The 20,134-nt window shown below is 66.1% G+C and carries 15 protein-coding genes; 4 read left to right on the top strand and 11 right to left on the bottom strand.

Annotated elements, in window-relative coordinates; translation table 11 throughout:
- Positions 1-170 precede the first annotated feature (170 nt).
- Entirely contained in the window at positions 171-1,589 is a 1,419-nt protein-coding gene (locus tag M622_RS37275) for a solute carrier family 23 protein (RefSeq protein WP_021250823.1), read from the top strand.
- Positions 1,590-1,676: 87 nt separating this feature from the next.
- On the opposite strand, the gene M622_RS37270 is transcribed toward M622_RS37275, so the two are convergent.
- The 7 genes from M622_RS37270 to M622_RS37240 form a co-directional block, all read right to left on the bottom strand.
- A complete protein-coding gene (locus M622_RS37270; protein ID WP_021250822.1) occupies positions 1,677-2,003 on the bottom strand; it encodes an AzlD domain-containing protein in 327 nt (108 codons plus the stop codon).
- The gene (locus tag M622_RS37265) at positions 2,000-2,704 is read right to left on the bottom strand and encodes an AzlC family ABC transporter permease (protein ID WP_021250821.1); all 705 of its coding nucleotides are present in this window, start codon (positions 2,702-2,704) and stop codon (positions 2,000-2,002) included. Before M622_RS37265 ends, M622_RS37270 begins: the two co-directional genes overlap by 4 nt.
- A gap of 66 nt (positions 2,705-2,770) precedes the next feature.
- Positions 2,771-5,839, bottom strand: coding sequence for an efflux RND transporter permease subunit (locus tag M622_RS37260; protein WP_021250820.1), 3,069 nt, complete (start codon positions 5,837-5,839; stop codon positions 2,771-2,773).
- Positions 5,836-6,810 carry an efflux RND transporter periplasmic adaptor subunit gene (locus M622_RS37255; RefSeq protein ID WP_021250819.1) on the bottom strand — a complete coding sequence of 325 codons (975 nt, stop codon included), beginning with the start codon at positions 6,808-6,810 and terminating at the stop codon, positions 5,836-5,838. The genes M622_RS37260 and M622_RS37255 overlap by 4 nt, the downstream gene beginning before the upstream one ends.
- A 65-nt stretch (positions 6,811-6,875) precedes the next feature.
- On the bottom strand, positions 6,876-7,790 hold the full coding sequence (locus tag M622_RS37250; RefSeq protein ID WP_021250818.1) for an adenylate/guanylate cyclase domain-containing protein: 915 nt from the start codon (positions 7,788-7,790) through the stop codon (positions 6,876-6,878).
- 185 nt (positions 7,791-7,975) lie between these two features.
- On the bottom strand, positions 7,976-8,866 hold the full coding sequence (locus M622_RS37245) for a ribose-phosphate diphosphokinase (RefSeq protein ID WP_021250817.1): 891 nt from the start codon (positions 8,864-8,866) through the stop codon (positions 7,976-7,978).
- Positions 8,866-10,461, bottom strand: a complete 1,596-nt coding sequence (locus M622_RS37240; RefSeq protein ID WP_021250816.1) for a thymidine phosphorylase family protein — start codon at positions 10,459-10,461, stop codon at positions 8,866-8,868. The genes M622_RS37245 and M622_RS37240 overlap by 1 nt, the downstream gene beginning before the upstream one ends.
- A 411-nt stretch (positions 10,462-10,872) precedes the next feature.
- Between M622_RS37240 and M622_RS37235 the strand changes: the two genes are divergently transcribed.
- Complete coding sequence (locus tag M622_RS37235) at positions 10,873-11,301, top strand: CBS domain-containing protein (RefSeq protein WP_021250814.1); 429 nt, start codon at positions 10,873-10,875, stop codon at positions 11,299-11,301.
- Between the two features lie 38 nt (positions 11,302-11,339).
- Here M622_RS37235 and M622_RS37230 read toward each other — a convergent pair whose 3' ends face one another.
- The gene (locus M622_RS37230; RefSeq protein WP_021250813.1) at positions 11,340-12,371 is read right to left on the bottom strand and encodes a DUF5924 family protein; all 1,032 of its coding nucleotides are present in this window, start codon (positions 12,369-12,371) and stop codon (positions 11,340-11,342) included.
- A 267-nt stretch (positions 12,372-12,638) separates the two neighbouring features.
- Between M622_RS37230 and M622_RS37225 the strand changes: the two genes are divergently transcribed.
- Positions 12,639-13,745: a glycoside hydrolase family 5 protein gene (locus tag M622_RS37225; RefSeq protein WP_021250812.1), complete on the top strand. Its 1,107-nt coding sequence runs from the start codon at positions 12,639-12,641 to the stop codon at positions 13,743-13,745.
- On the opposite strand, the gene M622_RS37220 is transcribed toward M622_RS37225, so the two are convergent.
- The gene (locus M622_RS37220; protein WP_021250811.1) at positions 13,731-15,491 is read right to left on the bottom strand and encodes an ABC transporter ATP-binding protein/permease; all 1,761 of its coding nucleotides are present in this window, start codon (positions 15,489-15,491) and stop codon (positions 13,731-13,733) included. The two genes, M622_RS37225 and M622_RS37220, sit on opposite strands and share 15 nt — an antisense overlap.
- Before the next feature lie 143 nt (positions 15,492-15,634).
- Here M622_RS37220 and M622_RS37215 point away from each other — a divergent pair, with 143 nt between their 5' ends.
- Positions 15,635-16,291, top strand: coding sequence for an HAD family hydrolase (locus M622_RS37215; protein WP_021250810.1), 657 nt, complete (start codon positions 15,635-15,637; stop codon positions 16,289-16,291).
- A gap of 25 nt (positions 16,292-16,316) precedes the next feature.
- Here the strand turns inward: M622_RS37215 and M622_RS37210 are convergent, their stop codons facing one another.
- On the bottom strand, positions 16,317-18,116 hold the full coding sequence (locus tag M622_RS37210; protein ID WP_245543106.1) for a diguanylate cyclase domain-containing protein: 1,800 nt from the start codon (positions 18,114-18,116) through the stop codon (positions 16,317-16,319).
- A gap of 81 nt (positions 18,117-18,197) precedes the next feature.
- Entirely contained in the window at positions 18,198-20,084 is a 1,887-nt protein-coding gene (locus tag M622_RS37205; RefSeq protein WP_021250808.1) for an ABC transporter ATP-binding protein, read from the bottom strand.
- Positions 20,085-20,134 lie beyond the last annotated feature (50 nt).

The raw sequence follows: 20,134 nt of genomic DNA, 5'->3' as shown, positions 1-20,134 counted from the left end.
CTCCAGCGCCCGCAAGCGCCGGACAAGATTGAGTACATTGCGGCGCAATTGGCGACACGATGTTTTGTCATTCTCCGCGCCGGGCCAAAGCCGTGCCCTAGCCGCCCTGCCGGCTGCTGTTCTGCCCTGGGCAAGCCCTGTGTCCAAAACAACAACACCTGGAGTCAATGATGGCAATTGAACGCCAATACGGTGCCGAGCATCCCTACTGGCCGCTCGGCCCGCTGAAGATCCGCCTGCCCTTCATCCATTACCGCTGGGAATTCCCGGAGATGATGCAGGGCCTGTTCATGTTCGTCGTCAGCCTGGGCATGATTCCGCTGTTGATGAAGTACCTGGGCATGCCCTATGAGGCTGCGCTGGCCTTCTGCGTCATCGCTGGCGTCGGTTACCTGCTGCCGGCCCTGCTCGGCGTTCCCCTGGTGCCGGGCTGGATCACACCCGCCATCCCGGTCGTGCTGCTCTACCTGCAGGGTTTCGAGCCCGGCCCTGAGGCGGTGAAGGCGATGTTCGCCCTCCAGCTCGAGGTGTTCATCATCTTCCTCTTCCTTGGCCTGACCGGCCTGGGCAACAGGCTGGTCACCATCATCCCGAACTCGCTCAAGAGCGGCATCATCATCGGCGCGGGCATCGCGGCCATGATGGGTGAGCTGAAAACCGGCGGTCGCATCGACAACACCCCGATCTCACTGCTCATCGGCTCGATTGTGTCGGCCTACATCCTGTTCTCGCTGTCGTTCAAGCACATCGTCGAGCACAACCGCATCGCCAAGATGATCTCGAACTTCGGCATGATTCCCGGCATGCTCATTGCCATGATGGTGGGCTGGGCAATCGGTGAGTATCCGCTGCCCGACGTCCAGTGGGGCATCACCCAGCCCGACTTCGGCTTGATGATGAACTACCTCGTGTTCAACGTGGGCATGCCCAGCATGGACATGTTCCTGCTCGCGATCCCCACCGCGATCATTGCCTACGTCATTGCCTTCGGCGACATCGTCGTCGGCTTCACCCTGTGCAAGCGCGTCGACCACCTGCGTCAGGATGAAAAGATCGAGCTCGACGTCACCCGCGTTCACCTCGTGACCGCTCTGCGCAATGGCCTGCACGCCTTGCTCGCACCCTGGCCCGGTCTTGCCGGTCCGCTGTGGACCGCTGCGCACGCCACCGTGGCCGAGCGCTACGCCCTCGGTCGCAAGGCGATGGACTCGATCTACTCCGGTGGCGGCACGTTCTGGATCACCGGCCTGATCGCGATCTTCATTCTGCCGCTGGTGTCGGTGTTCAAGCCCGTGCTGCCGATCGCGCTGTCACTGACCCTGGTGCTGACCGCCTACATCTGCATCATGGTGGGCATGGAAGAGTTGAAGGGCTCGACCGAGCGCGGCGTGGCCGGCATCGTTGCGGTCACCCTGGCGATGCCAGACCCGAAAGCCACCGTCTATGCGGTGGTGATCGGCCTGGTGCTGTACTGGCTGATCGAGCGCCCGAACGCCGCCCAGCGTGGCCAGCGCGACCTGTCCATCATCAGTGACAACACCGCCGCCATCGAAGCCGGCGACGAGCACGGCGTAGCGAAGAAAAGCTGAGCCTTGCGCTCCCACCGCGAGCCCGCACGCCCGATTGGGCCCGGCCTCGCGGTACGCAGCCGCCAGGGGCTGGGCAGGTCGCGAAAGCTACCAGCCCAGCCCTTTTCTCATCATCAACAGCGCGCCCATACCGAGCACGAAGGGCAGCCACGGATTGCGCCAGCGCAGCGCCACCACCACCACCACCACACCGGCGGCAAACTTGGGGTTGAAGGGCGACACCGTCGCGCCGTCGAGCAGCAGGTCGGGCAACACCAGCGCCGACAGCGCCGCCGCAGGTGCATAGCGCAAGGCGCGCTGCAGGGCAGAGGGCAGGCGTCCTTTCTCACCGAGCAGGATGAAGCTGCCGCGGGTGCCTATCGTCGTCATCGACATCAGCACAAACGCCAGCCATAGCCACAGACCTTCGGTCATGCTGCCTCCCGACGCTGCTGCCAGTGCTCGGCCGCAAACCCGGCGGCAATGCCGATGGCGATGCCCGCCACCACGCCCAGGCGCAAGGGCAGCCCGCGCAGCAACACCGCCCCCAGTCCCCCCGCCAGCGCCGCGACCAGCATCGGTCGGCTGCGCAACATGGGCAGCACCAGCACCATGAGCGCGATCGTCACCATGAACTCCAGCGACCAGTCACTGGGCACGAACTCGGCGCCGAACACACCTCCGGCCACGAACAGCTGCCACACCAGCCAGTTGAACACCGAGGGCGCGATGTAATAGCCCCAGCGCCATTGCGGGTCATCGCTGGTGACGGCCTTGTCGGCACAGATCGCGAACACGCCATCGACGAGCAGATAGCTCGACAGCAGTCGCGTGCTCCAGCGCCGCCCGGCAAAGAGCGGCGCGATCGCCGCGCTGAAGATGACGAAGCGCAGATTGAGGGCGAGCGCGGTGAGCATGATCAGCCACAGCGGCGCGCCCGCGGCGATCAGCGGCAAGGCGCCGAGCTGGGCGGTGCCGGCGTACACCAGCAGGTTCATGCCCAGCGCCTCGAGCTCGGTCAGACCGATCGAGCGCATGGCGATGCCGGTCACCACGGCCCAGGGCAGGAGACCGACCGAGATCGGCAGGAAGTCGCGCACGCCCTCGCGGGCGCCGCGGCGGAAAGCAGATTCCATTGGCTACCGCCACCAAAGCCGCCAAGCATAGCGACACAGGCCCAGCCGCGGCAAGCCGGCGCGTGCTCAAGTCCTGCGTTGCAAGGCCAGGCGATACACCAGCGGAATCGCAAACAGGGTGAGCACGGTGGAGAAACCCAGGCCCCACACGATGCTCGCCGCCACCGGCCCCCACATCAAGGACTTGCCTCCCAGGCCCACCGCGAGCGAGAACAGGCCACCGATCGTCGTCGTGGACGTGATCAGGATGGGCACCACGCGCCGCCGCGCCGCATAGATGATGGCGTGCTGCACGCTCATGCCCACGGCGCGGCGCTCATTGGCGGCATCGATCAGCACGATCGCCGAATTGACCGCAATGCCGGTGAGCGCGATCACCCCATACAAGGTGTACAGCGACAGCGGATTGCCCGACAGCAGCAAGCCGAACACCACGCCAGTGAAGGCCAGGGGCACCGTGACCAGGATCATCACCGGCTGCCAGTAGCTGCGAAACTGCGCCGCGAGGATGAGGTAGATAAGGCCGAGCCCGAGCGCGAACAGGCGCCCCATCGCATTCAGGCTTTCGTTGATGTCCTCCAACTCACCGGAAAAGTCCAGCTCCACGCCCGGGAACTGTGGCTGCAGCGCGGCCCAGGCTGCTTTCAGACGATCGTTGGCGCTCACCGTGTCGATGAGCGTGCGATCGAGCTCGGCTTCGACGGTGATCGCACGCGTGAGCTGATAGTGGCGGATGTAGCCTTTGGACAGGCGCAGCTCATGGTCGACCAGCTCACCGAGCTGCACCTGACGGCCGTCGGCCAGCGCCACCGTGCGCTGCAGCAGCTCGGTGACATCGACAAAGTTCTCCGGCCGTGCGCGCACCACGACTTCGATCTTTTCGCCCGCCGCGCGCGTGGTGGCCACGATCTCGCCCTCGCCATACAAGCGCAGCAGACGCGACACCTCACCCGGCGCGACCCCGGCGCGGGCGAGCTTCTCGCGGTTCAACAGCAGACGCAGCTCGTTGCGCCCGGGCACGTCGTCGTCGGTGATGTCCTTCGCCCCGGGCAGGCGCGCCACCTCGGCCAGCATCGCATCGGCGGCCGCGCGCAGCTGCGGGTAGTCGTCGGACTTCACCTTGACGCTGACCGGCCGTGCCGTCGGCGGCCCGCCCTTGAGCTCGAGAAAGGAAAAACGCCCCTCGCCATTCAGGGCTTCGATGTGCGGGCGCAGCGCAGCGATGATGTCGCCGGTGTCGCGCATGCCATCGCCGCGCGGCAGCAGCGACACCAGCACCTGCGCGTACTGGTCGCCGTACACTGGTTCGGTGTCGGAGAATTTCAATCCGGAGTAGGCGGCGACCGCACGCAGTTCACTGGCCGGCAACGCGTCCTCCACCACACGTACCGCGCGCTGGGCTTCGTCCAGGCTACGCTCGAGGGTGACGCCTGCAGGCATATCAACGCTGACATAGAACAGGCGTATGGGGTCGAAGGCGAAGAACTCCAGGCGCACCATGCCCGAAGCCAGCGCCCCACCGGCGGCGGCCATCACCAGCACCAGCACCGCCATGCCCGCCTTGGGGCGGCGCATCACGGTAACAAGCAGGCGCGCATACTTGACCCGTACGCTGCGGGTGAAGCGCTCGCGCCAGGGCTGCAGGCGACTGCGGCGACTGTCCAGACCCAGGATCAGGATGTGCGTGGGCATGATCCAGTAGGCCTCGAGCAGGCTCACCAGCAGGCCGACGGTGACCACAAAGGGCACGATGAACATGAAGTCACCGAGGATGCCCGGCAGCAGCATCAAGGGCAGAAAGGCGGCGATCGTGGTCAGCACCGAGGCCAGCACCGGCAGACCCACTTCGCTGATGCCGTTGATCACCGCGCTGCGCGGCGGCTCACCGCGCTGCAGACGGTAGTAGATGGACTCGACGATCACCACCGCGTCGTCGACCAGCATGCCGAGCGCGATCACCACCCCCAGCAGCACCGTCAGGTTGAGCGTGTTGCCCACCAGGTCGACGGCGATGAAGGTGCCCGCCAGCGCAAAAGGCACACCCAGGCCGATCAGCACGGCCAGGCGCGAGCCCAGGAACAGCCAGCACGTCGCCAGCACCGCGAGCAGGCCGAACACCGCGTTCGACTCCATGATGGAGATCGCGCTGCGCGTCGCATGCGTCTGGTCGTCGACCAGGGTCAGACGCATGCCTTGCGCAGCGAGCAAGGTATTGCGCTGCACCGCATGCGCCTGCAGGCGTTCGACCAGCTGCAAGGTATTGGTGCGCGCCTGCTTGGTGATCGACAGCATCACCGCGGGCTCGCCGTTGTAGCTCACGAGCTGTCCGGAGCGCTCGTGGCCGCGCGCCACTTGCGCCACTTCGTCCAGCGCCACCCGCCCCTGCGGCGTGATGATGGCCGCCTGCGCGAGCTGTTCCGGGTCTGGCGTCTTGCCTTCGAGGCGCGCCAGCCATTCGCGGTCCTGCACGCGGATACGTCCGCCCAGCGTGTTGCGAAACCAGGCCGCGACGCCATCAGCGAGCTGCATTGGCGATAGCCCGGTCGCCGCCAGTTGCCCCGGGTCGAAGTCGACATGCAGCTCCGGCTCGTCGAAGCCGGCTGCAATCACCTGATCCACCCCCGCCAGGCCCTCGATCTCGCGCTTCAGCGCAAAAGCCTGCGCACGCAGCGCCTCGCCCGCCGCACCGTGGAGCACGAGGATGGCGGTCGGGAAGCCATTCGAGCTGGTGATTTCAACTACTTGCGGATCGGTTGCATCGGGAGGCAATTCAGCCGAGGCCTTGTTCTGGATCTCGCGGCGCAGATCGTTGGCGCGCTTGTCGAACTGGCGCTCGGAAATCTCCTCGAAGCGCACCAGGATCGATGACACCGCTTCGCGACTGGAGGAAGACACGAAGCGGATGTCCTTCACCTGCTTGATCGCATCTTCGAGCGGGCCGGTCAGTTCGCGCTCGACGTCCTCGGCGGATGCACCCGGCAGCGCGGTGACGATGCTCACCCAATTGAAGTTGATCTCCGGGTCCTGCGCGCGCGGCAGGCTCAGGTAGCTGGCGATGCCGCCCAGCAGCACGATCAGGAAGGCGATGTTGGCGAGCGGGTGGTTGTCGATCAGCCGCCCGTAGAGCCCCTTCATCGCGCCGCCTGCGGCGACAGGGTGAAGCGCCCTTCGTCGATGACGCGGGTCGCCAGCGGCCAATCGACCGTCACCGCGCGCCCGGCCTGGGCCTGTGGCAGCACGACGAACACCGGCGCGCCCTCACGCTCGACCCAGGCCCCGAGCACATCATCGCGTTGCTGCACGTAAGCGGGCGGCAACTGTGGCCTCACGCTGCGCCAGCGCAACTCGCCGCCCAGGCCGGGCGGCAGCGGGGAAAGCGGGTCGAGCACCGCCTCGCGCACCTGGCCGGCGGCATCGAGCAGGGGCGAGACCCGACGCAGGCGCAAGGCATGCGCATCACCGCCGGCGTGCAGCACAAGCTCGGCTGCAGCCTGCAGACTGGCGACCTGTGCAGCGGGCACCTGTGCGCGCACCTCGGCATTGGCGCTGGCGGCAAAACTGAGCAAGGCGGTGCCGGGTACCGCCAGCTCACCCACCGCGGCGTGGCGCTCACGCACCACGCCAGCGAAAGGCGCACGAATCACGCAGCGGGTCAGGGCCAGTTCGGCGGCAGCCCGCGCCGCCTGGGCCGCATCGCGCTCGGCGATGAACACTTCGAGCTCGGTTTCACGGATGCGCAGGCCATCGGCGCTGATGAAGCCGCGCTGCGCGAGCGCGCGCGACTGCTCGAGCTGGGCGCGGGCAAGCGCAATGCGCCCCTCGATGAGGCGCAGCTGGGCCTGAGTGCGCTGGAGCTCAAGGCGGTAACTGGCGTCGTCCAGACGCACCAGTTCGGCACCGTGCGCCACCGCCTCACCCGCACGTACCGGCATGGCGAGAATGCGGGCGCCGACCTCGGCCGCCAGTCGCGCCTCATCGGCGGCGACCACTGCCGCCGGCGCACGGAATTCGGCGAAAACGGCCAGCTCCTGCAAGGGGCGACTGGTCCACTCGGCCGCCTGCAGCGCCAGCGGCCAGATGAGGATCAAGGCGAGGAGAAGTTGCATCGGGGACTACCGCGGTTTGGTTTGCACGCGCGGTCGAGCACACGGCATGGGGTAGATTGGCAGACTCAGGCTTCGTCAATCACCTGAAAGCTGAGCGTGGGCGCGGTGAAATCATCGAGCTGGGCACCCAGACCGATCTCACCTTCGCCATACAGGGCGCAGCTGTCGCGGCGCAGAATCACCGGCGCCGCCGACCCGGCGAAACGCACCCAGCTGCCGTTGCTGCTAAAATCGGTAAAGGTGCATTGTCCGCCCGTCCATTCGATACGTGCATGACGCCGCGACACACGCTGATCATCGACCGCAAAACCCACGCTGTCGCCGCGACCGATGATGAGCGGCCCGTCACCCGGATGCAGCTCGACATGCTGGTCCATGCGGCGGATATCGAGGCGCTGCACACAATGATTGCCTTCGATCAACTGATTGAAGTCAAACAGCGCGGTCACCGTGGACTCGGCGGTACGCGCCCAATCCACCAGCCACACCGGCATCGGCTCAGCCTTGCCCTTGATGGTGATGCGATCCAGGCTGTGACAGGCCAGCCGTTGCGCCTCGGGCAGACAATCGAAAGCGCCCTCGCCGATCAGCGTCTCCCCGCCCTGGGCGCGATCACTGAGGCGGGCGGCGACATTGACCGCGTCGCCGTAGCAGTCACCGTCATGCTCGACAATCGGGCCACGCTCGACGCCGGTCTTGATGCCCAGCCCGCCACCTTGCGGCAGGCCGGGAACCTGCTCCGCCAGCACCTGCTGCATGCGCGAAGCCGCTTCCACCGCGGCAAGGGTATTGTCGAACAGGACCAGCACGCCATCGCCAAGATATTTCACCAACTGCCCGCCCGCGAGCACGAGGTGACGGCCCAGGGTATGCGTACAGCGGGTAATGATGCGCGTGGCAACGACATTGCCCGCCGTTTCGAACAAACCGGTGCTACCCGTCAGGTCGGCAAATACCACGGTCCTCACCGATTGCTTCACGCTACTCCTCGCTCTGGATCATGAAATCCGTGCGCGGCGGAGGCGTTCTGCGTCGACACGAGAAGCGCTCCCGCCAGGGCCGGATTCAGGATGCTAGCATCAAGATCGCTGATAGTCATCGGCGAGAACGCTCGCATTCCGGTCGGAGCGTGCGCAAGGCCTGAAAAGACCGCCGCCGGGGGTGCTCAGTGCGACGTGATGGTGCGCAGGGCCGCTGCCAGCTCAGGGGCAACGCTCACCGCGTTGCTTGGATGAATGATGCAGTCGGTACTCCACACTTCGCCCACCCCCGCGTCCTTCATCAAGGCGAGCGCACCAGGGGCAAAAAGGGCATGCGTGACCGCCGCGTCCACGCTTGCCGCACCCGCCGCCAGCAGCAGCCTTGCCGCCTGCGCCAGGGTGTGGCCGGAGCTGGCCACGTCATCGAGCAGCACGACGCTGCGCCCGGCCACCGCCAGCCCTTCAGGCAGCACGATGGCGACATCGCGGTCGCCATGACGCGTCTTGCGGCACACGCCGAAGTCAAACCCATGGCGCGCCGCGGCAAGCTCGACCCATTGCGCGGACTCGGCATCGGGCCCCAGCAGCAAGGCTCCCGGGCGATGGCTGGCAACAAGGTCGGCGAGCAAGGGCGCGCCCGACAGCGCCAGTGCATGCGCCACCGGCACCGCCTCGGCGAGCGAAGACACGCGGTGCAGGTGGGGGTCCACGGTAATGACGGCGTCGAACAGGCCGGCGAGAAACTCGCCGACGACGCGCTGGCTGATGGCCTCGCCGGGAGTGAATTCGGCGTCCTGCCGCATATAGGCCAGATAGGGCGCGACCAGGGTCAGGTGCTGTGCCCCCAGCCGCCCGGCAGTACGCGCCACCAGCAGCAGTTCGAGCAGTTTTTCGTTGGGACGATGCAGGCTGCGATAGATGATGACGCGCGCGGGCAAGTTTGCCGGCAGGCGCAGGTGCAGCTCATCATCAGGAAAGCGGTGACGCTCGATCACTGCGCACTCGACACCGGCGGCACGCGCAAGTCGCTCCGCCTCCTGCGTTTCATCGTCGAAGTGCAAGACCAGGGTATTCATCAGAACTCCACAAACAAACGCGGCACTTCGTCCGCACTGCCAATGCTGTAAGCCGAGGCGCGCATGCAGGCCTGACGGGCAAACTCCAGATCGGCCGCGTAGTCGGCATGGACCCGGTACAGCACGCCGCCCCGCTCCACCGCGTCACCCAGCTTGCGCATCAGGTCCACGCCCGCGCCCTGCACCTTGGGCGCACCGGCGATGCGCGCAATGCGGGCGAGCTGGTGGTTATCGATCGCGGTCACCACGCCGTGGGCATCGGCCAGCACTTCGAAGCTCAGACGTGCAAGTTGCGGCGCGTTGTGATCGAAGGGCTTTTCGCCCTGGGCGCGGATGATGGCGTCCATCTTGGCCAATGCACGACCCGAATCGAGGATGTCGCGCGCGATCGCGAAACCGTCGCCGCCACGCACGTCGGGGTCGAACTCCAGCATGCGTCCGGCCAGGCGCAGCGCCTTCTGGCGCAGGTCGTTCGGCGCCCGCGGGTCATTTTCCAGCACGCGCATCACATCGCGTGCCTCCAGCGCCGGACCAATGCCGGCGCCGATGGGTTGACGACCATCGGTGATGACGACGTCGATGCTCAGGTTCATGCGCCGCGCCACGAACTCGAACAGCTTGCGCAGGCGCTGCGCCTCCGGCATGGAGCGCACCTTGGCGGTGGGACCGAGCGGAATGTCGAGCAGCAGGTGGGTGGAGCCTGCGGCCACCTTCTTGGACAGGATGGAGGCGACCATCTGCCCGGGCGAGTCGATCGACAGCGGGCGCTCGACCGAGATCAGCACATCGTCGGCCGGGGACAACTGCGCCGTGCCCCCCCAGGCAATGCAGCCACGGTGTTCGCGCACGATCTCGAGCAGACGCTCGACCGGCAGCTCGACCTCGGTCAGCACCTCCATGGTGTCGGCGGTGCCGGCCGGCGAGGTGATCGCACGCGAGGAGGTCTTCGGGCACAACATGCCATGCGCGGCCACGATGGGCACCACCAGCATCGACGTGCGGTTACCGGGGATGCCGCCGATGCAGTGCTTGTCGACCACCACGCGCTCGTGCCAGTCCAGGCGCTGACCGACTTCCGCCATCGCCTCGGTGAGGAAGTAGACCTCCTCGCGATCGAGCTCGCCCTGGTTGGAGGCGACGACAAAGGCGGTGAGCTCGATCTTCGAGTAGCGGCGCTCGGCGATGTCACGCACGACAGCGCGAAAATCCTCGCGCGTCAGGCGCTCGCCGGCAATCTTGCGATGCAGGGCGGGAATGGAGCTGGGCGGCTCGGCCTGCGATACCTGCGCCGGATGACCGTTCCCCACGCCAAGCTGGGCAAACGCATCCATGCTCAGACCGATCTCGTCGCAGCGCACGATGCGCGGATCATCGACCACGTTCAAGGTCGCCAGCACCTGCCGTCCATTGGCGCGTACCTCCACCTTGGCCAGCGCCTGGAAACCTTCGGCACGGTAGATGGCGCAGTCGCGATGCAGATAGGCGACGTTCTCGCGGTAGGTGTCGATCGCCACCCGGCGCAGCGCGAGCGGGAACTGCTCTGCGCCAGGCGGGGGCGTGGTAATGGTAGCGGGCGAAGCGTCGATCTGTTTCATCCTCGACAGCCTACCCCCGCCAGACGCGGGTTTGAAGCCCGATCTGGGCGCGGACGAGAAGCACGCCACACTCAGGGAGCGTCCACAAAACAAGCCCTCAACGGCATTGCCAATGGTGCCGTGGGCACAGTCATCAGGGCCTTGCAAAAGATGTCGTCCGGCGCCACCCGGACACACCGCCACACGGGTGAGCACAGCCACGCCCTCAGCGCCGAACCCGCAGCGAACTCCCGCACCGAAAAAGCCGACGTGGAAGAGCCCGCCCTGCTGCCCTGAATCAACGATGAGACCCGCAGCTGAGCTGCTCAATGACAAGCCCTTAACGAATGTCAAGGACAAGTACCGCAGTCTGTCGCACACTGTGGACAGCTACCCCGACTTCATCAACCGACTTCATCAAAGGAGCGTGCCATGAACGGCCATAACCGCAAGATCTCCACCATCGTGAAGGATCAGTACCTGGTCAAGCTGCGCCCCACCGACACCGTGCAGGCCGCTTGCCTGCGCATGTGCGAGCAAGGAGTCGGCGCCGTGCTGGTCACCGACAGCCTGCGTCATCTGAAGGGAATTTTCACCGGACGCGACGCGGTAAGGTTGATCAGCACCGGAAACAACCCCGCCGAAACACTGCTCGAAGACGCGATGACGCGCAACCCTGACACCGTCGCCCCCGACCAGCAGGCTGTCGAGGCACTGCACATGATGTGCGATGGCGGCTATCGGCATCTGCCGGTGATCGAGGACGGCAAGGTTGTCGGCGTTTTGTCGCGGCGCGACTTCAAGGGCCTCGAGCTGGACAAGTTCGAAGACCGCCAGAGCCTGTGGGAACGCATCTGCTGACACGCTGAGCCAGACGCCTGCGCCCTGAGCCAGCTGACTCAGGGCGCAGCAGCAGCGGTCTCACGCACGCGGAAACGCAGCGTGCCGATCATCCGTCCATCACCCGTCAGCACCCTGACCTGCCAGCGCCCCCCGGGCGCCGGCGGGAAGTTTTTCTTCGATGTCCACGCTCGATAGCCCTCCTCGCGCCCCCCGCGAATATCGAGTGCGATGCGGTCAAGCTCCCGCCCTTCGTGAAGCCACACATGCTCGATGCGCTCCTGCAGCCCGAGCGGCGCCTTGATGGCGGTGTAGGCGTATAGCCCGCGCTCGACCAATTGCGCGGCATCTATTTCCTCCAGCCGGTTGCGCGGCGCACGATTGTCATCGTCGATCACCGTCGCAATCGCGACCTCGGTCAATCTCAGGGTGGCCGGCGGCACCCATAGCCGCGCCAGCCAGCCCACCCCGGCCAGCATCAGCATCAGCCCCACGACCAGCAGCCCGCGCCACCACCGCGGCACCGTGATCGACCCCAGCAGACTGGGGAAGGCCAGCACGACGGCGAGGGCCAGCGCCAGTTCGTAGCTGCGGCCGGTGGGCACGTGCAGGATCAGCGGCAGGGCCACCAACAGGACCACGAACAGGGTCAGGGTGTGAAAGGTCAGGAACAACCAGCGCCGCGGCGCAAGGCGCTGGTAATAGATGGGGTCAATCAACACCACCAGCGCCGCCACGATCAAGCCGCCGGTAAACAGTGCCTGCCCGCTGTTCCAGGAGGTGCTCGCAAGAAAGAAGGGCAGCGTGAAGAACAGGCTTTCCTGGTGAATCATCTGCGTCGCATAGCGCAGCAGCGCCGGCGGCAGGCGCAGGCCGAAGCGTCTGGCCAGCACGCCGCTCAACACCGGCTCCAGCACCAGCCACAGCCAACCGAGCAACATCAGCAGCGCGATGATGCGGGCAGAAGCCTCGTGCCGCTCCACCAGAAAGAAGCTTGCAAGGCCAGACGCGAAACCAAACACAGCGACCACGCCCGGATAGCGCTGGACCTGGGCAATGAGCCACTTTAAACGGGCCTCGAGGGGGAGCATGGTGAAGGGAACTCGTGCAAAGGGGATGGAAGCCGGTTCGAAGAGCGCACATGGGCAGCAAGCGTGCGCCACGCTGGACGACACTGGCAGCCGGGAGCAGAAAATACAGCATGCCCCGCCTCCCGCGCACGCGGGTCAGAAACTCTTGCCATTCTCCACCCCAGCCTCAAGCTCGCCATCGCCTCGAACAAGCCCTGTGAGCACGACACGGAGGCGTTGAGGAGCGCACAATGAAGCGCATGAAGAGGCCGATCCCGGGAGGCAGAAATGAGCGATTCAGGAATTAAGCTGCGCGGCGTCAACCTGGGCAGCTGGCTGGTGCTGGAGAAGTGGATGGTGCCTAGCCTGTTCGAGGGCCTGCAGGCGACCGACGAGACCACCTGGTGTGCCGAGATGGGCCCCCGTGCCGCCGAACGCCTGCGCGCGCATTGGGACAGCTTCATCACTCGTGAGGACTTTTGCTGGATTGCCGAGCACGGTCTTGATGCAGTGCGCATCCCGGTCGGGCACTGGATCTTCGGCCCGGACTACCCCTACCACCCCAAGTACGGCGAGCAGCGCCACCCCTTCGTCAGCGGTGGCATCGAGGTGCTCGACAGGGCGATGGAGTGGGCGGCCGAGTGCGGTCTACGGGTGGTGCTTGACCTGCACGCCGCCCCCGGCTGCCAGAACGGCTTCGACAATGGCGGCATCAAGGACGTGTGCGAGTGGCACACCCGGCCGGAGTACCGCGCACACTCGCTCACCGTGCTCGAGCGCCTGGCCGAGCGCTATCGCGCCCATCCTGCCCTGCACGCCATCGAGGTCCTCAACGAACCGCGCTGGGATGTGCCGACCGAGTACATCAAGGCCTACTACCTTGACGCCTACGCACGCATCCGTCGTCACTGCCCAGCCGAGCGCGTGGCGGTGATCTTTCATGATGGTTTCCGCTCGTTTCGCGAATTTCTCGGCTTCATGCAGCCACCGGCCTTCCGCAACGTCATCTTCGACATCCACCGCTATCAGTGCTTCGAGCGCGGCGACATCGATGCCGACATCCACGACCACTTGCGCAAAGCGGCCGGCGAGTGGAAGGACGAGGCCGATGCAATCATCACCGAGCTCGGCCTGCCCACCGTGTGCGGCGAATGGAGCCTGGGCCTGGACCTGAAGGTGGTGTCGCTGTGGGCCGAGGGGCCATTCAATCACGCCCTCGAGAAGATGGACGGCTTCCAGCAAGATGTCGCCAGCCGCGGCTATGCAGCCGCGCAGCTGCTGACTTTCGAGAAGTACCAGGGCTGGTTCTTCTGGAGCTACCGCACCGAGACCACACCCGCCTGGAGCCTGCGCTCCTGCGTCGAACGCGGCTGGCTGCCGTCAAGCTTCAGCTGACGCATGCGGTGACAGGTCGCGCGCACGCTCGTTGCGCACACGCTGCAAGCGCAGGCTGCGCGTGAAGTGACGCGACATGTCGCTGCGAAAGCTGATCAGCAGGACCGTGGCGTCGGGCAACTCACGCAGGAGGAGCTCGATCAGCAAGCGCTCGGCCTCCGGATCGAGGGCGTTGGTCGCCTCCTCCAGAAACACCCAGGAAGGCCCTTGCAGCAACACGCGCGCAATGGCCAGGCGTTGACGCGCCCGCAGCGGCAGGACGTGATCCCAACTGTCGCGCTCGTCCAGACGCGGTGCGAGCCAGGCCGCACCGACACATTCGAGCACGTGGCGCATTGCGGCAGGGGAAAATCCAGCCTCGTCATGCGGATAGCTCAACGCCGCCTTCAGGCTGCCGTCCGGGAAATACGGCCGCTGGGGCAGGAAGACGATCTCCTGTCCGGCCGGCAACGCGATCTCACCCTGCCCCCACGGCCACATGCCCGCGACCGCCCTGAAGAGACAAAGCGCGACCGAGGGGTCACCCTCAATGAGCACCCGTTCGCCGCAGCGGACCACGAAGTCGATGTCCTCGGCCAGCACGCGTCCGCTGGGATCGGCAAGACGCAGTGCGCGCAGCACGAGCTTGCGTTCACTGTCGCTATGCACTTCGATGCGGCTATGCGAAGGCGTGCGCTGCTCGAGCTCTAGCGCCTGCAGGTCCTCGTACAGACTCAGGATGCGGTCCGTAGACGCGCGACAGCGAGCCAGCTCACCCAGGTTGTCGATCGGCCACGACAAGGCCGAAGTCAGGCGCTGGAAGGCCTGCGCCGCCTGCATCAGCACGCCTAGCGTCATCACGCCGGCGATGTACTGCGGCGCCGCGATCAGGATCGGAAACACCGGCAGCAAGGTGCCATAGGCAGTGGAGAAGGACACGATGCCAAGATAGCTCAGGGTCTGCCGATTCCAGCCCCGGCCCACATCGTCGAACAGCGCCTCGGCGCGGTGGCGTTCGACCGCCTCACCGCGCAAGAGCGCGATCGACTCGGCGTGTTCGCGCTCGCGTGCCAGACCGTAGCGCAGGTTGGCCTCGAAGGTTTGCAGGCGATTGGTGGCCTTCACCAGGGGGCGTCCGAGCAAGGTCCCCAATACGGTGCCGATGCCGGCATAAAGCACGGCAAGCCAGACCAGATAGCCCGGCACCACGATTCCGGTCCCCGGCAAGCTCAGGCTGCCGGAGACCTGGAGCAGGATGTCGGTGAAGCTGCCGAGGATGAGTAACGAAAACAGCAAGGAATGTGCAAGACCAATCGCTGACTCGGTGGCAATCCGGATGTCCTCGGCGATGCGTGCGTCCGGATTGTCGTGGTCGCCCGCGGCAAAACCGAGCTGATACAAACGATGCTCGGTCAACCAGGTGTCGAGCAGACGTCGGCTCAGCCACCGCCGCCAATCCAGCTGCAACCAGCGCTTGACGTGAAGATGGAGCGCAGTGACGGCGATCGTGAGCACGAAGATGAGCACGAACAGTCCTCCCTGCACCAGCACCGCACGCATCGCACGTGCCTCCAGGGCATCGAACAGGGCGCGGTTCCAGTAGCTGATCCACACCGCCAGCGCCACCTGCCCCAGCGTCAGCAACACCAGCAGCAGGGTCGCCGCCCCCGCCTGCCACCTGCGCTCACCACTCCAGTACGGCATCGCCAGGCGCAGGAAACGCCTGATCGAACTGCCGCGGGGAGGCGAGGCGGGCGAGGGCTGCACGGACGGAGCTCCGGGACTTTGAAACCGAGAGCGCCCATTTTCGCGCGAACACGAGAGCTTGCACCGTGGAGAAAGTGGCAGCATGCAGAAAAGCATGCGCGAGCCCGTAAAATGCGGTTCTCCAACACCACTCGCGAGCCCCCATGTCAGCCCACCGGCACATCCTGTTCGATCTCGACGGCACCCTGATCGATTCAGCGCCCGCCATCCTCGCCAGCTATCGCGACAGTTTCGCTGCAGCCGGGCGCGAGCCGGTGCGTCCGATCGACGCCTCGATCGTCGGCCCGGCGCTGACCGAGACCCTGCAGCTGCTGACCGGCAGCACCGACCCCGCGCTGATGGAGGAACTGGCGGGCCACTTCAAGGCCAGCTATGACAGCACCGGCTACCTGCAGACGGCGGCCTACGAGGGCGTCAGTGACATGTTGTCGCAACTGGCCGCCAGCGGTCTGCACCTCGCCATCGCCACCAACAAGCGCCTGCATCCGACGCAGTTGATCTTGCAGCACCTGGGCTGGAGCGCATACTTCGAGGCGGTGTACGCACTGGACATGATCACCCCGCGTCTGCCCGACAAGGCGACGATGATCGCGCGCCTGCTTGCCGAGCGCAGCATCCCGCGCGCGACCGCGGTGTACATCGGCGACCGCAGCGAAGACGGCGAATCGGCCGATGCCAACGGCCTGGCCTTCATCGCCGCCACCTGGGGCTATGGCAGCCTGCAGCCCGCACACATGGCCCCGCACTGGCGCGCGGCGAGCAGCCCGCAGGCCCTGGCTGCCACCCTCATGTGCACCTGAGCGCAGCAGCCTGCGTCGTACACACTCAGTGCCGGCGGCGGCCTTTTCCCCTGTCAGCCGCTGAGGCCGCGACCGTGGGCGAATACACGCACCAGCGGTTGCCACCGCCGCGCTTGGCCACGTACAGCGCCTGATCGGCATGCTCTTCCAGGGTGGCGGCATCGCTGCCATGCGTCGGTGACAGTGCGATGCCCACCGAGCTGGCCACCTGTGCTTCGCCCTGCGGCAGCATGAAAGGCGCTGCCAGCGCAACACAGATGCGTTGCGCGACCTCTTCGGCCTCGGCAAAGCCGCCCACCTCGGTCAGGATCACGGCGAACTCGTCGCCGCCAAAGCGCGCCACGGTGTCGGACTCGCGCGCGCAGGCCGCAATCCTGGCCCCGGCCTCGATAAGCAAGGCGTCGCCTGCCGGATGGCCAAGGCGGTCATTGACGGCCTTGAAGCGGTCGAGATCGACGAACAGCACGGCGAAGGGCTGCCGCGTGCGGTGCGAGGCAGCCAGCGCCGCCGCCAGCCGGTCCTGGAACAGACCGCGGTTGGGCATGCCGGTCAGCGCGTCATGGTCGGCGCGATACAGCATGCGCTCCTCCACTTCCTTGCGCAGGGTGATGTCGGTCAGTGTGGCCACGTAGGCGCCGACCTCATCAGGCAGGCTGGCGCGGGTGATCGACATCCACTGCACGTAGGCGTCGCCGCTCTTGCGCCGGTTCCACACTTCGCCCTGCCAGCGCCCGCGCTCGGCCAGGGTGCGGCGGATGGTGTCGAAGAAGGCCTGATCGTGACGCCCCGCACCCAGCACCTCCAGGCCATGACCACGCACCTCCTCTGCCTCGTACCCGGTAATGGTGGTGAAGGCGGGATTGACCTCCTCAATCCGGGCCTCTTCGTCGATCAGCATGAGGCCCTCGGCCGTGCTGTCGAAGATCGCCCGATAGCGTGCCTCGCTGGTGGCCAGCTGACGCTGATCGCGCCGCCGCTGCTCGACCTCGCGCGCCAGCCCGGCGTTGCTGGCGGCCAATTCGCTGGTGCGCTGGACAATGAGTCTCTCCTGCTCGGCGTTGATGCGGGCGATCGCACGCAGATGGCGTCGGGTGAGGACGAGCAGGTAATGAAAGAGCCCGGAAGCAAGCGCAAACGCGGCCAGAAACAGCCCCACCACCCGCAAGCGCTGGGCATCGCGCAGCACCAGCAGCGGCTCGGCCGGCATCGTCATCGAGATGCCGCCACGAACTTCACCGACCTTGAAGTTTTTTTCCGCATGGCACTGCAAACAGGACTCGGTCGTGCGCAGCGGCGCCATGTAGCGATGCACCGGGCCACGCTCGTCGCGCGTCAGCACCAGCATCTCGGGCGCGCCTTGTTCGAACGCGCGCAAGGCCTCGGCCTCCCAGGGATCAGGCGCATTGCCCGGGCGCACCGGCCTGAGGCTGGTGATGTGCAGGCTCAAGCCCTCGACCTGCTGCGCCAGCTCGGAAATCTGCCGCGTCATGCACGCGTGATCGATCAAGGTCAGGGCCTGCCCGTCCGTGGTCAGCACGTCGCGATGCGGATGGCTCAGATAGGGGTTGGGTTGGGTTTCCGCCGTGATCGGGACGTACACCCCGCCATGGCGCGCGTTCCAGTCGCGCGACACCTCGATCAGCCTGAACAGCGCGGCCCCGCGCTCACGTGCGGCCGCCATCGACGCCCGATCGACGCGCAGGGACTCGACCCACAACAGCCCGCCACACAGGAGCGCCGCCACCACATACACGAGCACCACACTGCGTCGATGACGGGCATCGCCATGGCACGGCATGACGTAGGGCTCAGGGGAAGGGGCCATGTCAACATTCTATCCAAGGTCAGCCGGCCAGAACTCGGAAGGCGCGCGTGCTCAGGTAACAAAGTCTTGCGCGGCGCGCGCTCAAACCTGCGTTGAACCAGGGTCGGCGGGCGCGGCATCGCCTTCCACCGCCTCGCCCAGAAAGCCTCCACTCTGGCGCGCCCACAGCCGGGCGTAGAGCCCACCGCGCGCCAGCAGGCTGCGATGATCGCCCTCCTCCACGATACGCCCTTTATCCATCACCACCAGGCGATCCATCGCGGCGATGGTCGACAGGCGGTGAGCGATCGCGACCACGGTCTTGCCCTCCATGAGCTCGTAGAGGCTGGCCTGGATGGCGGCCTCGACCTCGGAGTCGAGCGCGCTGGTGGCCTCATCGAGGAGCAGGATGGGTGCGTCCTTGAGCATGACGCGGGCGATGGCGATGCGCTGGCGCTGGCCACCGGACAACTTCACGCCACGCTCGCCGACATGGGCATCGTAGCCCCGGCGCCCCTTCACATCACTCAGGCCGAGGATGAAGTCATGCGCCTCGGCACGCCGGGCGGCCGAGATCATGTCGGCATCGGTCGCGTCCGGGCGACCGTAGAGGATGTTGTCGCGCACCGAGCGATGCAGCAAGGAGGTGTCCTGCGTCACCATGCCGATCTGCGCGCGCAGGCTATTCTGCGTCACCGTGGCGATGTCCTGACCGTCGATGAGGATGCGGCCCTGCTCCAGGTCGTAAAAGCGCAGCAGCAGATTGACCAGGGTGGACTTGCCCGCGCCCGAGCGCCCGACCACGCCGATCTTTTCGCCGGGGCGGATGCTCAGCGAGAAGTCGTCAATCACCGGGCGCCCTTGCGCCGCGCTGGCACCGTAGGCAAAGCCCAGATGCTCGAAGCGAATCTCGCCGTGCGCCACGCGCAAGGGCTGAGCCTCGGCCTTGTCCAGCACCGCATGAGCGCGCGACAAGGTGTTGATGCCGTCCTGCACCGTGCCCACGTTCTCGAACAGGGAGGCCATCTCCCACATGATCCAGTGCGACATGCCATTGAGGCGCAACGCCATCGCAGTCACCGCCGCGACCGCGCCGACCCCGATCTGGCCCTGGCTCCACAACCACAGCGCGGTGCCGCTGGCGGCCAGGATGAGCAGCATCGACAGCGCATGATTGATGATCTCGATGCCGCTCACCAGGCGCATCTGCGCATGCACGGTGTGCATGAATTCCTGCATCGCACTGCGCGCATGGCCCGCCTCACGGCCGGCGTGGGAGAACAGCTTGACGGTGGCGATGTTGGTGTAGGCGTCGGTGATGCGACCCACCATCAAGGAGCGCGCATCGGCCTGGGCGCGCGACACCTTCGCCAGATGCGGCACGAACCAGCGCAGCGAGAGCGCGTACAAGACCAGCCAGCCCAGAAAGGGCAGCAGCATCCACAGGTCGAAGTTCGCCACCACCGCCACCATGGTGACGAAGTAGATGACCACGAAGACCAGGATGTCGGTCAGGATCAGGCAGGTGTCACGCACTGCCAGCGCGGTCTGCATGACCTTCGCCGACACCCGCCCGGCGAATTCGTCCTGGTAGAAGCTCATGCTCTGACCGAGCATGAGGCGGTGAAAGTTCCAGCGCAGGCGCATGGGGAAATTACCCGCCAGGGCCTGATGCTTGAGCATGGTCTGCGCCGCCACCAGCACCACACTGCCGATCACGATGGCCGCCAGCAACAGCAGCTTGTCGCCTTCCTCTGACCACAGCCGCGCCGGCTCGACCGCAGCCAGCCAATCGACCACGCGCCCGAGCATGGCAAACAGCAGCGCCTCGAACGCGCCGATGCTCGCGGTCAGCAACATCATGGCGCCGATGAAGGGGCGCGTGCCCTCGGTACCCGCCCACAGAAACGGGAAGAAGCGCTTCGGAGCCGGTTTCGGCAAGGTGTCGGGATACGGGTCGACGCGACGCTCGAACCAGTTGAAAAGCACGGCAGGACTCCGGATCGAAGACAGCAACACACAGGGACGGGGAGAGCGCC

It is taken from the genome of Thauera terpenica 58Eu, from assembly GCF_000443165.1.
In the GTDB taxonomy this organism is placed as follows: Bacteria; Pseudomonadota; Gammaproteobacteria; order Burkholderiales; family Rhodocyclaceae; genus Thauera; species Thauera terpenica.
The sequence above is the reverse complement of the archived record's forward strand: the minus strand, read 5'-3'. Positions and strand labels throughout refer to the sequence as shown.

What these genes read in the sequence shown, in the direction of transcription:
- M622_RS37275 (WP_021250823.1), top strand. Translation starts at nt 171, where the DNA reads ATGGCAATTGAACGCCAATACGGTGCCGAGCATCCCTACTGGCCGCTC.
- M622_RS37270 (WP_021250822.1), bottom strand. Translation starts at nt 2,003, where the DNA reads ATGACCGAAGGTCTGTGGCTATGGCTGGCGTTTGTGCTGATGTCGATG.
- M622_RS37265 (WP_021250821.1), bottom strand. Translation starts at nt 2,704, where the DNA reads ATGGAATCTGCTTTCCGCCGCGGCGCCCGCGAGGGCGTGCGCGACTTC.
- M622_RS37260 (WP_021250820.1), bottom strand. Translation starts at nt 5,839, where the DNA reads ATGAAGGGGCTCTACGGGCGGCTGATCGACAACCACCCGCTCGCCAAC.
- M622_RS37255 (WP_021250819.1), bottom strand. Translation starts at nt 6,810, where the DNA reads ATGCAACTTCTCCTCGCCTTGATCCTCATCTGGCCGCTGGCGCTGCAG.
- M622_RS37245 (WP_021250817.1), bottom strand. Translation starts at nt 8,866, where the DNA reads ATGAATACCCTGGTCTTGCACTTCGACGATGAAACGCAGGAGGCGGAG.
- M622_RS37240 (WP_021250816.1), bottom strand. Translation starts at nt 10,461, where the DNA reads ATGAAACAGATCGACGCTTCGCCCGCTACCATTACCACGCCCCCGCCT.
- M622_RS37235 (WP_021250814.1), top strand. Translation starts at nt 10,873, where the DNA reads ATGAACGGCCATAACCGCAAGATCTCCACCATCGTGAAGGATCAGTAC.
- M622_RS37230 (WP_021250813.1), bottom strand. Translation starts at nt 12,371, where the DNA reads ATGCTCCCCCTCGAGGCCCGTTTAAAGTGGCTCATTGCCCAGGTCCAG.
- M622_RS37225 (WP_021250812.1), top strand. Translation starts at nt 12,639, where the DNA reads ATGAGCGATTCAGGAATTAAGCTGCGCGGCGTCAACCTGGGCAGCTGG.
- M622_RS37215 (WP_021250810.1), top strand. Translation starts at nt 15,635, where the DNA reads ATGTCAGCCCACCGGCACATCCTGTTCGATCTCGACGGCACCCTGATC.
- M622_RS37210 (WP_245543106.1), bottom strand. Translation starts at nt 18,116, where the DNA reads ATGGCCCCTTCCCCTGAGCCCTACGTCATGCCGTGCCATGGCGATGCC.